The organism is Bacillota bacterium (assembly GCA_040754315.1).
Classification (GTDB): domain Bacteria; phylum Bacillota; class Sulfobacillia; order DUSP01; family JBFMCS01; genus JBFMCS01.
The window spans coordinates 15,761-27,411 of record JBFMCS010000029.1; the positions used below are offsets into that span (position 1 = coordinate 15,761).

General features: G+C 61.2%; 9 protein-coding genes and 3 pseudogenes. 11 read left to right on the plus strand and 1 reads right to left on the minus strand.

The genetic code is table 11. The features are described 5' to 3' along the window. Positions 1 to 72 precede the first annotated feature (72 nt). The 9 genes and pseudogenes from AB1576_05820 to ilvB all read left to right on the plus strand — a co-directional run bounded on the left by AB1576_05820 (position 73) and on the right by ilvB (position 9,982). A pseudogene (locus tag AB1576_05820) lies at positions 73 to 222 on the plus strand (integrase). A 665-nt stretch (positions 223 to 887) separates the two neighbouring features. Beyond that, a pseudogene (ilvN, locus tag AB1576_05825) lies at positions 888 to 1,394 on the plus strand (acetolactate synthase small subunit). A gap of 1 nt (position 1,395) precedes the next feature. After that, positions 1,396 to 2,394, plus strand: coding sequence for a ketol-acid reductoisomerase (gene ilvC / locus AB1576_05830; protein MEW6081285.1), 999 nt, complete (start codon positions 1,396 to 1,398; stop codon positions 2,392 to 2,394). Positions 2,395 to 2,407: 13 nt separating this feature from the next. Further along, positions 2,408 to 3,958 carry a 2-isopropylmalate synthase gene (locus AB1576_05835; GenBank protein MEW6081286.1) on the plus strand — a complete coding sequence of 517 codons (1,551 nt, stop codon included), beginning with the start codon at positions 2,408 to 2,410 and terminating at the stop codon, positions 3,956 to 3,958. Positions 3,959 to 3,969: 11 nt separating this feature from the next. Next, on the plus strand, positions 3,970 to 5,238 hold the full coding sequence (gene leuC, locus AB1576_05840) for a 3-isopropylmalate dehydratase large subunit (protein ID MEW6081287.1): 1,269 nt from the start codon (positions 3,970 to 3,972) through the stop codon (positions 5,236 to 5,238). Beyond that, positions 5,239 to 5,736, plus strand: a complete 498-nt coding sequence (locus AB1576_05845) for a 3-isopropylmalate dehydratase small subunit (GenBank protein MEW6081288.1) — start codon at positions 5,239 to 5,241, stop codon at positions 5,734 to 5,736. A 16-nt stretch (positions 5,737 to 5,752) separates the two neighbouring features. Then, positions 5,753 to 6,628 (plus strand): branched-chain-amino-acid transaminase, encoded by an 876-nt coding sequence (gene ilvE, locus AB1576_05850; protein ID MEW6081289.1) that lies wholly within the window; start codon positions 5,753 to 5,755, stop codon positions 6,626 to 6,628. Positions 6,629 to 6,641: 13 nt separating this feature from the next. Then, positions 6,642 to 8,327, plus strand: a complete 1,686-nt coding sequence (gene ilvD / locus AB1576_05855) for a dihydroxy-acid dehydratase (protein MEW6081290.1) — start codon at positions 6,642 to 6,644, stop codon at positions 8,325 to 8,327. Then, positions 8,324 to 9,982, plus strand: coding sequence for a biosynthetic-type acetolactate synthase large subunit (gene ilvB / locus AB1576_05860; GenBank protein MEW6081291.1), 1,659 nt, complete (start codon positions 8,324 to 8,326; stop codon positions 9,980 to 9,982). The genes ilvD and ilvB overlap by 4 nt, the downstream gene beginning before the upstream one ends. Before the next feature lie 532 nt (positions 9,983 to 10,514). On the opposite strand, the gene AB1576_05865 is transcribed toward ilvB, so the two are convergent. After that, on the minus strand, positions 10,515 to 10,730 hold the full coding sequence (locus tag AB1576_05865; protein ID MEW6081292.1) for a hypothetical protein: 216 nt from the start codon (positions 10,728 to 10,730) through the stop codon (positions 10,515 to 10,517). A 543-nt stretch (positions 10,731 to 11,273) separates the two neighbouring features. On the opposite strand from AB1576_05865, the pseudogene AB1576_05870 reads away from it, so the two are divergent. Together AB1576_05870 and AB1576_05875 are read left to right on the plus strand one after the other, a co-directional pair. Continuing rightward, positions 11,274 to 11,390: pseudogene (locus tag AB1576_05870) on the plus strand (transposase). Beyond that, positions 11,387 to 11,651 (plus strand): RNA-guided endonuclease TnpB family protein (locus AB1576_05875; GenBank protein MEW6081293.1); only part of this gene is annotated, 265 nt, incomplete at its 3' end. The pseudogene AB1576_05870 and the gene AB1576_05875, both read left to right, overlap by 4 nt.

Here is an 11,651-nt window from a genome sequence, read left to right on the forward strand (position 1 = left end):
GTCTACCACGACCGTCATGCTGTCCTGGGTCAGCCAAATTCACCTTAAGAGCTTCCCCTGGCAAATCAGAAGGAAACGCAGGTTGGGCGGGCGTTAGAGGAGCTTGGCGCACAGCAGACCTTCGCCAAGAGCCCAGAGGCGAAGGGACGCGTTGAGAGAACATCTGATACCTTTCAGGACCGGCTGGTATCCGAGCTCCGCCTGGCCGGGGCTAGCAACCTTACGCGGCCTGGTGGACATAACACCCCGTACTGACAGAACCGCTTGTCAATTAGATTGAGATGTTCCCTGATGGCTATCAAGCTAGGTAATAATAAGCGACAATTGGGTCGCTTATTCAGGCTAAGAGCAAAAGGGGGGACCCTTGGGTAGAAATACCATCCCTTCCAGCAGGATAGGGCACTGGGATGGCAATAACTGGTTAGCCGATCCTATGTCCTGGCAATAGACGGAGAGTCAGAGAACTCCTCGGCGGAAAAAGTGCTTTACAACTCACTGGGCCCGTGCTAGACTAAGAGTCAAATATCATCGGGTGGTCCAGAAAGGCCCAGGACAGGAGCCACTTCTCTCCAGGCCGGATGGACCTACCCCCCAGCGATGAACGGGCAAGTAGACAAGGGAACCCTGGTCCCAGAGAGCCGGGAGAGCTGAGAGCCGGTGCAGGGCCGAGTCGAAAGTCACCCGGGAGCTGCCAGCTGAACGGGCCTGACACCCTACTAGGCGCGGCCGGCACCAGCCGTTACCTGGATGGGTGCATAGCACCCACCGAGGCCTCCCTCGTGAGAGTGAGGCAAAGCAGGGTGGTACCGCGAAAGCGAACCTCTCGCCCCTTGCAGGCATCTGCGGGAACGCGAGAGGGTTTCTCTTTTCTGACGGAGGTGAAGGTCTTGCGCCATACCGTTGCCATCCTCGTGGAAAACCATCCAGGCGTGCTCACCCGGGTGGCGGGACTATTCGCCAGGCGCGGCTACAACATAGAGAGCCTCGCCGTGGGGATCACACAGGACCCCAAGATCTCCCGGATCACCATCGTGGTCCAAGGCAACGGCCATACCCTGGAGCAAGTCACCAAGCAACTAAACAAGCTGGTGAACGTCATCAAGGTTTCCGACATAACGGAAGACCCTCACATCGGCCGGGAGCTCTGCCTGGTCAAGGTCCACGCTGAACCCTCCATGCGGGCTAGTATCCTTCAGGTGGTGGGCATCTTCCGGGCCAAGATCGTGGATGTCTCCAAGAAGAGCGTGGTTGTGGAGATCACCGGGGACGAGCAGAAGGTCGAGGCCCTCCTTGACCTCCTCAGGGAGTTCGGCATCAAAGAGGTGGTGCGAACAGGTACTATAGCTATAGTAAGGGGACCCAAAATAGTTCGCACGGAGAAGGGAGAAGAAGAAGATGGCAAAGATGTACTACGATGGCGATGCCAACCTGAGCCTGCTGGAGGGAAAGACCGTGGCGGTCCTGGGTTACGGAAGCCAAGGACACGCCCAGGCTCTGAATCTGAGAGATAACGGGGTCTCTGTCATTGTGGGCCTCCGGGAAGGCAGCGCCTACCGGGAGAAGGCCCGTGCTGAGGGCCTGGAGGTCGGGACCGTGGCGGAGGTGACCCAGAGGGCCCAGGCAGTCCACTTCCTCATCCCCGACGACAGGCAACCCAGAACCTACGAATCCGAGGTGCTGCCCTACCTCAGGGAAGGAATGGCGCTGGGCTTTTCCCATGGTTTCAACATACACTTTGGCCTCATCGAGCCGCCCCCCTTCGTGGATGTGTTCATGGTAGCTCCCAAGGCCCCGGGCCACCGTTTCCGGGAGCTCTTCGCCGACGGCCAGGGAGTGCCGGGACTCATGGCAGTACACCAGGATTATTCGGGCAACACCAAGGAGCTGGCCCTTGCCTTTGCCAAGGGGATTGGCTGCACCAGGTGCGGGGTCATCGAAACCACATTTCGGGAAGAAACCGAGACAGACCTCTTTGGAGAACAGGCAGTGCTCTGCGGCGGCGTCAGCCAGCTGGTCAAGTCCGGATTCGATACCCTGGTACAGGCAGGATACCAGCCGGAGATTGCCTACTTCGAATGCCTCCACGAGCTGAAACTCATCGTTGATCTCATGTACGAGGGCGGCCCATCCTACATGCGCTACTCAGTGTCTGACACAGCTGAGTACGGCGACTACACCATGGGGAGGCAGGTCATAGGCCCCGCCACCCGCGAGGCCATGCGCCAGGTCTTGGAACGGATCCAGTCGGGCGAGTTCGCCCGGGAGTGGATCATGGAGAATCAAGCCAACCGTCCTGTCTACAAGGCCCTGAAGAGACGCGAAGCGGAACACGCCATAGAGAAGGTCGGGGCAGAACTCAGGGCAATGATGCCCTGGCTCAGAAGAAAGAAGTAACTGGGGGGTAACCATCTTGTCCAGGAGGATAAGGGTCTTTGACACCACACTTCGAGACGGGGAACAAACCCCCGGAGTGAACCTGAGCTCCGACGAGAAACTGGAGATCGCCCACCAGCTGGCCCGCCTTGGAGTCGACGTGATAGAGGCCGGGTTTCCCATCACATCCAAGGGAGATTTCGACGCTGTCCGGACGATCGCCGAGCGAGTGACGGGGCCTGTGATATGCGGGCTGGCCCGGACCAGCCCTGGGGATATCGACAGGGCCTGGGAGGCCGTGGAGCCAGCGGAGAGATCCAGGATCCACACCTTCATAGCCACCTCTGCCATCCACATGAAGCACAAGCTCCGGAAGGAGCCTCACGAGGTCGTAAGGATGGCCGTAGAGGCAGTGGAGCGCTCTCGCAGTTACACAGAGGATGTGGAGTTCTCCGCCGAGGATGCAACCCGGAGCGAACCGGGGTTCCTGGCGGAGGTCTTCTCCCAGGTGATCCGCGCTGGCGCCACCACCATCAACATCCCGGATACGGTGGGATACACGACCCCAGGTGAGTTCAGGCGTTTGATAGGATACCTCAAGGAGAACGTGACGGGCATCGAAAACGTGACCCTGAGCGTCCACTGCCACAACGACCTGGGCCTTGCCGTAGCCAATTCCCTGGCCGCGGTGGAGTGCGGTGTGGACCAGGTCGAGTGCACCATAAACGGCCTCGGGGAGCGAGCGGGAAACGCCGCGCTGGAAGAGATCGTCATGGCGCTGAGGACCCGAAGGGATCACTACGTTGTGGAGGTTCTAGCCTCCACCGAGCAGATCAGCCGCACAAGCCGCCTGGTAAGTGGCCTTACGGGCATTGGCGTTCAGCCCAACAAGGCCATAGTAGGGGCTAACGCCTTCGCCCACCAGTCCGGCGTCCACCAGGACGGGGTCCTGAAGGAGCGCACCACCTACGAGATCATGACTCCCCAGTCTGTCGGCCTTGCCACTAACCGCATTGTCCTAGGCAAGGTTTCAGGAAGCCATGCCTTCCGGCAGAAACTGGAGGAACTGGGCTACAACGTTAGCCAGGATGAGGCAAGGAGAATCTTCGCCAAGTTCAAGGTAATGGCCGACCGTAAGAAGGACATCTCAGACCGGGATATCGAGGCCATCGTGGAGAATGAGCTCCACTCAGTACCGGAGGTCTTTCGCCTGGGCTACTTCCACATCTCCAGCGGGAACCAGACAATACCCACGGCCACGGTAAAGGTATATTGTGGCGATGAGGAGAAACAGGAGGCTTCCAGCGGCGACGGGCCGGTGGACGCGCTCTTCAAGGCCATTGACCGCGCCACAGGTTCGGGGGCCCGCCTGGTGGACTACTCCCTCAAGGCCGTCACCAGCGGCAAGGATGCCCTGGGCGAGGCCGCCCTGAAGGTGGACTCAGGAGGCAAGATCTTCACAGGGCGCGGAGTCAGTGTGGACGTGCTCGAGGCCAGCGCCAAGGCATACGTCAACGCCCTGAACCGAGTGGAGCACGACAGGAACCAAGATGGGCAAAACCTGGTGGGACAGGGGCCCAGCTAGGGGGTGGCAGTTTGGGCATGACAATAACCGAGAGGATCCTGGCGCGACACTGCGGGAAGGACCAGGTCAAGCCAGGCGAGTTCATCAACGCCAGGGTGGACCTGGCGCTGGCCAACGACATAACAGGGCCCATCGCCATCAGGGAATTCGAGAGGATGGGAGCCACCCGGGTCTTCGACCCTGAGAGGATAGCCCTGGTACCTGACCACTTCGTACCCAACAAGGACATTGCCTCAGCGGGACAGGTGAAGGCCCTCAGGGACTTTGCCCGCAAGCACCGCATCCCCCACTTCTTCGAGGTGGGACGCATGGGCGTAGAGCACGCGCTCCTACCCGAGCTGGGGCTTGTGCTCCCGGGTGACCTGGTGGTGGGCGCGGATTCCCACACCTGCACCTACGGTGCCGTCGGCGCCTTCTCCACCGGGGTTGGCTCTACGGACCTGGCCTGCGCCATGGCCCTGGGGGAGGTCTGGCTGAGGGTCCCCGAGACCATCAAGGTCCTGTACCACGGCAAGACGGGCCCCTGGGTCGGCGGCAAGGACCTCATACTCCACACCATAGGGAGAATCGGGGTGGACGGGGCCCGCTACAAGGCCATGGAGTTCTCAGGCGAGGCCCTGGCGGCCCTCTCCATGGACGACCGTTTCACCATCACCAACATGGCGGTGGAGGCTGGCGCTAAGAACGGCATCCTGGAACCGGATGGAAAGTGCCTAGCGTTCGCCCGGGAGATCTCCGGCCAGCGGAGGACCTACACCGCCTATTGCAGCGACCCCGGCGCCAGGTACTCCCATGTCTACGAATTCGATGCCAGTTCCCTGGAACCCCAAGTGGCCCTCCCCCACTCCCCTGCCAATGCCCGCTCCGTGCGGGACCTGGATGAGATCCCCATCGATCAGGTGGTAATAGGGTCCTGCACCAATGGCCGGTACGAGGACATGAGGATCGCCCGGGAGATCCTCAGGGGCAGGCAGGTTCACCCTGCGGTCCGGCTCATAGTAATCCCCGCGACCCAAGCGGTGTACCTCCGCTGCATTAAGGAGGGGATCCTGGAGGACTTGGTAGGCGCTGGCGCAGCCGTGAGCACCCCCACATGCGGGCCCTGCCTTGGCGGGCACATGGGCATCCTGGCCGAGGGGGAGCGCGCCCTCGCCACCACCAACCGGAACTTCCTGGGCAGGATGGGTCACAGGACCAGTGAGATATACCTCTCCGGCCCAGCGGTGGCCGCCGCCTCCGCAGTGGCCGGCCACATCGTCCACCCCGAGGAGGTTTTCTAGATGAAGGTCACGGGAACCGCGTGGAGGTTCGGCAACGATGTGGACACTGACGTCATCATACCAGCCCGGTACCTTAATACATCGGACCCCTGCGAGCTGGCGAGGCATTGCATGGAGGACCTGGACCCTTCCTTTGGCCGGGAGGCGAAACCCGGTGACATCATAGTGGCCGGCACCAACTTCGGGTGCGGCAGCTCCAGGGAGCATGCCCCCATCGCTATCAAGGCCTTCGGCATTCCCTGCGTCATAGCTGCCTCCTTCGCCCGGATATTCTACCGGAACGCGATCAATGTAGGGCTTACCATCGTGGAGAGCCCCGAGGCTGCCAAGGCCATATCTTCCGGTGATGAGGTTACGGTAGACACCGCCCGAGGGGTCATCGAGCATCCCCGTACCGGGTCGACCTTTATCATCCCGGAGTACCCGTCCTTCATGGCTGATATCATTTCCTGCGGCGGTTTGGTGGAATACGTTCGAAAGAGACTCCAATCAGTCTAGTAAGGGAGGTTCGCCCATGGAAAGACTGATCTACATTGACGGCAGGCACGTCCCCAAGTCTGAAGCCAAGGTGTCCGTATTCGACCATGGCTTTTTGTACGGGGACGGCGTCTTCGAGGGGATCCGGGCCTACAATTCCAGGGTGTTCCACCTTGATGAGCACCTGGAGAGGCTCTACCAGTCCGCCAAGGCCATCATGTTGGAGGTACCGCTTGAACCCAAGGAGATGGAAGCAGTGGTCCTGGAGACCCTGAGGCTCAACAACCTCAAGGATGCCTACATAAGGCTTATTGTCTCCAGGGGTGCCGGTGACCTGGGGCTGGACCCGCGGAAGTGTCCCAAGCCCTGTGTGGTGGTAATAGCCGACGACATAGTCCTCTACGACCCGCAGGTGTACCAGAAGGGCATGGCCGTGATCACGGTCCCAACCCGCCGCGTTAGCGTGGATTCGTTGAACCCCAGGGTGAAGTCTTTGAACTACCTCAACAACATCCTGGCCAAGATCGAGGGATACCTCCAGGGCTACCCGGAGGTACTCATGCTGAACCCAGAAGGGTATGTGCTGGAAGGCACCGGAGATAACATCTTCCTGGTCAAGAGGGGCCGGGTGATCACTCCCCCCGCCTACCAGGGCATACTGGAGGGGATCACCAGGGCCGTGGTCATCGACCTCCTCAAGGAGATGGGTGTGGAGGTTGAATTCACCCCCATCACGCGCCATGATGTGTACGTGGCTGACGAGGTGTTCCTGACGGGCACCGCCGCAGAGGTGGTTCCTGTGGTGAACGCTGACAGCCGTGTCATCGGGGAGGGCGTCCCGGGAGATCTCACCCGCAGGCTTCTTGAGGCCTTCAGGGATCACACGCAGGTCTCCGGCACTCCCATCTACTAGGAGGGGAATGGTCATGAGGAGTAACCGCGTAAAACAGGGTGTGACCCGGGCCCCTCACCGTTCCCTCTTAAGGGCGCTGGGCCTCACTGACTGGGAGATGAAGCGGCCCTTCGTCGGCTTGGTGAATTCCTACAACGAGCTGGTGCCGGGCCACATGCACCTGGACAAGGTGGCCAAGGCAGTCAGGGCAGGAATCGAGTCATCGGGCGGGACCCCCCTGGAGTTCCCGGTGATCGGCATCTGTGATGGCCTCGCCATGAACCACAGGGGCATGCACTACTCCCTGCCCAGCCGTGAGCTCATCGCCGACTCCATTGAGTCCATGGCTGAGGCCCATGCCCTGGATGGTCTCGCGATGGTGACCAACTGCGACAAGATAGTCCCGGGCATGCTCATGGCCGCCGCCAGGCTGGACATACCTTGCCTCCTGGTGAGCGGGGGCCCCATGATGGCCGGGACCTTCCAAGGGAAGGCCGTGGACCTTAACACTGTGTTCGAAGCGGTGGGTGCATCAAAGGTGGGGGCTTTGACGGAGGAAGAGATCAGGGATCTGGAGGAGAACGCATGCCCCGGCTGCGGTTCCTGCGCCGGGATGTTCACCGCCAACTCCATGAACTGCCTCACAGAGGCACTGGGGATGGCCCTGCCGGGGAACGGGACGGTGCCGGCCATCTCCTCTGCCCGGCTGCGGCTGGCTAAAGACACCGGTGTTGCCATTATGAACCTCATTCACAAGTCCATAAGACCCCGGCAGATCATCACGGAGCAGTCCATCAGGAATGCCCTGGCGGTGGACATGGCGCTGGGGGGTTCCTCCAACACTGTGCTTCACCTGACGGCCATAGCCTTCGAGGCTGGCCCGGGGCTGGACCTCAAGACCGTTGATGAGACTTCCGCCAGGACACCCCAGCAGGTTAAGCTCAGCCCTGCCGGCCCCCACCACCTGGAGGACCTCTATGCCGCGGGCGGCGTCACGGCGGTCATGAAGGACCTGGCCCGGGCAGGGCTCCTAGATACCCAGGCGCTGACCGCCTGGGGCACACCCCTGGCCCAGGTACTGGAAGACTGGCCCGATGCGAGGGACAGGAACATCATCCGCCCCACCAGTGACCCCTATTCCTCCACTGGTGGCCTGGCGGTTGTCTGGGGCAGCCTCGCTCCCCAGGGTGCCGTCGTCAAGCAGGGTGCTGTGGATCCGTCCATGCTGAGGCACGAGGGACCCGCCAGGGTCTTCTCCTCAGAGGAGGAGGCCACCCATGCCATACTGGGCGGCCACATCCGCCCCGGGGATGTGATAGTCATCAGGTACGAGGGGCCAAAGGGCGGCCCTGGCATGCGGGAGATGCTCACCCCCACCTCATCGCTGGCAGGTATGAAAATGGACTCCAAGGTGGCCCTGGTGACCGACGGCCGGTTCTCCGGCGCCACCCGGGGCGCCTCCATAGGCCACGTATCCCCCGAAGCCATGGAGGGTGGACCCATAGCCGCCGTGCGCGAGGGGGACATCATCCACATCGATATACCAGGGCGGCGCCTGGACCTCCAGGTTGACCATGAGGAATTGGCAAGGAGACTCAAGGAGTGGGAGCGCCCTGAGCCCAAGATCGCCAGTGGTTACCTCCTAAGGTACTCCAGGATGGTAACCTCCGCGGCCCAGGGGGCCCGTCTAGAGGCCAGATGGGAGATGGACGGGAGATGACCGGAGCCGAAATGGTCGTGGAGTGCCTCATCAGGGAGGGTGTGGATACTGTCTTCGGCTATCCCGGGGGGGCCGTCCTCTCGATATATGATGCCCTGGCCCAGAGCCCCATTCGCCACATCTTGGTTCGCCACGAACAGGCGGCGGCTCACGCGGCCGACGGCTACTCCAGGGCGTCGGGGCGTGTTGGGGTGTGCCTGGCTACCTCGGGACCTGGCAGCACCAACCTGGTGACAGGCATCGCCTCGGCCTACATGGACTCCATTCCGCTTGTGGCCATCACGGGACAGGTGGCCGTGTCCGGCCTGGGAAGCGATGGCTTCCAGGAGGCTGACACCACCGGCATAACCATGCCTGTGACCAAGCACAATTACCTTGTCAAGAGCGTGGAAGACATCCCCCGGATCATGCGGGAGGCCTTCCACGTGGCAGGCACGGGGCGCCCAGGGCCAGTGCTGGTGGACATCCCGAAGGATGTCGCGGCTGGGAGTGCTGAATTCCGTTTCCCCAAGAGTGTGCACCTCCCCGGCTACAAGCCGAACTACCAAGGCCACCCAGCCCAGATCAAGCGGGCCGCCCAGGCACTGAACCTGGCGGAAAGGCCCGTGATCCTCGCTGGGGGCGGGGTGATAAGGTCCGGGGCCTCGGCAGAACTCCTGGCCTTGGCCGAGCAGGCCGACGCTCCGGTGGCTGTGACACTGATGGGCGTGTCAGCGATTCCCGCCACCCACCGCCTCTACCTTGGGCTTGCGGGGATGCACGGCACCTACGCCGCGAACAAGGCCATCATGGAGGCGGACCTCCTCCTGGCTGTAGGTACTCGTTTCGCGGAACGCTCCACAGGCAGCACCGCTGGATATGCACCTGGGGCCTACATCATCCACATCGACGTGGACCCCGCCGAGATAGGAAAGAACGTCCGGGTGGATACCCCCATCGTGGGCCATGCCCGGGTGGTGCTGGAGGCCCTTTTCCCTCTTGTCACCCAGGCAAGGCACGCTGGCTGGGCGCGGAGGGTCTCCCGCTGGAGGAGAAGGAAGGCTTCGGCAGTGGCGGAGAACAGCCAGGGGCTTGACCCCTTGGAAGTGCTGCGAGAGGTCTACCGGGCCGCCGGTCCTGACGCCATAGTAACCACGGATGTTGGCCAGCACCAGATGTGGGCGGCCCACTCGTGGAGGTCTGGGCAGCCGGGTTCCTTCATATCCTCCGGTGGCCTCGGCGCCATGGGCTACGGCTTTCCTGCAGCCATCGGCGTCAAGGCAGCCTGCCCTGGAAAGAGGGTCATCGCTATCAGCGGTGACGGGAGCTTCCAGATGAACCTCCAGGAGATGGCCACCGCTACCTCCCATGGGCTCCCCGTGAAGATCATCGTGCTCAACAACAGCTGCCTGGGAATGGTCCGCCAGTTGCAGGAGTTCTACTGTGAAAGGCGTTACTTTGCCATCGACCTCGCTACCCCGGATTTCCCCAAGCTGGCTGAGGCCTACGGTGCCACCGGCTACCGGGCCAAGACCCCGGAAGAGGTACGGCCTGTCCTGCAGAAGACCATGGCCCACGATGGCCTGGTGGTGGCGGAGTTCAGGATCTGCCCGGAAGCCAACGTGTTTCCCATGGTCTCCCCTGGCAACACCCTGGACAGGATGATAGGAGTCTAGCCTCTTGAGCCCCCCTGAGAGGGGCGCGGACCCGGTCACGATACCAGGGACCCCCTGGAATACCCCCGGCTCAATGCAGTGCTGCATTCTTGCCTCCCCCGGGAATGCCGGGAAGCATTAGCGCTGCACTGGCAGGGACCCTCAGACTGGGCTGAGATGCGGAAAGCCGCCACAACAACACCCTGGCATCGTTCTTGCTGTGATCACTTGGCGTTGGCGGAGCCGGTGCGATGAACCTAATGGGGTAACACCAAGACTTGGCCCGGGCTGTCTTGCCTCACACTGTAGATGCGATGTAGCACTAGGAGAAGACAACGTCGTACCACTGGTCGAGGCACCTGACGGTTCGCGTGGATTAGCGCCAGCCCGGCGCCAATGGAGAGGGGGGGCATTGAAGCCCCCCTTCCATGTCTCATAGCTGGCCCTTAGATACGAGTCCCATTGACAGGCGTTCAGGCCCGCCGGTCCCGGGCAGGCCCAGGTGTCTGGACCACGGCGAGCCTGTTTCCTTCCCCAACCTCCGTCCCGCGGGCTAGCACCTGTAGTCCACGTAGTCACCCAGGGGGACCCACCTCTGGTAGACGTCCAATTGATGGCCCTCCTCCGAAAGCCTAGACCATTGCCCCCGGCCAAACGCCCTCTTAGGCCCCAGGTTGCCATCACAGGGAAGGTCAGGAACCCGGCCAGCCTTGGCAATGCCCACGACCCGGCGGGCAGGGAACAAGGCTCCCCCGGCAGGAATGATCACAACCTTACACCCCCCTGGCGTCAAGGCCCATACCGCCACCGGCCCAACGCCCGAAGCTGACCGGCAAAAAGGGAATAACCAACCGCTAGGCCGGTTTCACCATCGCATCCTACCCTCTGAGATACAGAAAGCGCCAAGTAAAGGAACCTCGCGTTCGAAGGCCTGCCCCCGCGTACTTGCCTGTGGCTTGATCTGGCTGCCCACTGCTTTGCTGCAGGTATTTCTACACGGATCGACCGGAATCCTACCTCCAGCAAGGAAGACTCGAATTGAGGGTAAACACCTGCCGGGAAGGGCAGGAAAGGGAGTCTCCACCCTAGAATCCAGAACGTGGGTCATGGGCCCAAGATGCTTGGAGGGCGGGCACGTCATAAGGAGGCTTAATCGCTCCCTTCTGGGGTTACGATCCGCCGCTGGGAAAGCCCACCCCTTTAAGGGTGGGATGAAAGGTGGCCTATAAGCCTATCAGATATCTAACAATCTTGGCATCATTAAACCATGAACCCAAACCGATGGAAACGATCAGCAACAACCAAGGCTATTCCGCGGATGAAAAGCCGGATGCCAACCCTATGGACAAGATCGTACTACTGCGAATCGGCCGGCCACATCTCCGAAGAAACGGTTCGTAAGTATATCGAGGAGCAGAAAAACGAGTGAAAACCTACTGCTTCAAGCTGTACCAGTCGAAACGCAATAAGAGGCTCCACAAGGCCCTCAACATCGCGGGGAGCATCTACAACCACTTGATCGCCCTGCACCGGAGATACTACCGGCTGTACGGAAAGAGCCTGAACGTCAATAAGCTGATGAAGCACATCACGAAACTGAAGAAGAAAAAGCGTTTCGCTTATTGGAACCTGTTAGGCTCCCAGGCGATACAAGATATTGCTCAACGGATCGACAGGGCCTACAAGCTAT

What these genes read in the sequence shown, in the direction of transcription:
- ilvC (MEW6081285.1), top strand. Translation starts at nt 1,396, where the DNA reads ATGGCAAAGATGTACTACGATGGCGATGCCAACCTGAGCCTGCTGGAG.
- AB1576_05845 (MEW6081288.1), top strand. Translation starts at nt 5,239, where the DNA reads ATGAAGGTCACGGGAACCGCGTGGAGGTTCGGCAACGATGTGGACACT.
- ilvE (MEW6081289.1), top strand. Translation starts at nt 5,753, where the DNA reads ATGGAAAGACTGATCTACATTGACGGCAGGCACGTCCCCAAGTCTGAA.
- ilvD (MEW6081290.1), top strand. Translation starts at nt 6,642, where the DNA reads ATGAGGAGTAACCGCGTAAAACAGGGTGTGACCCGGGCCCCTCACCGT.
- ilvB (MEW6081291.1), top strand. Translation starts at nt 8,324, where the DNA reads ATGACCGGAGCCGAAATGGTCGTGGAGTGCCTCATCAGGGAGGGTGTG.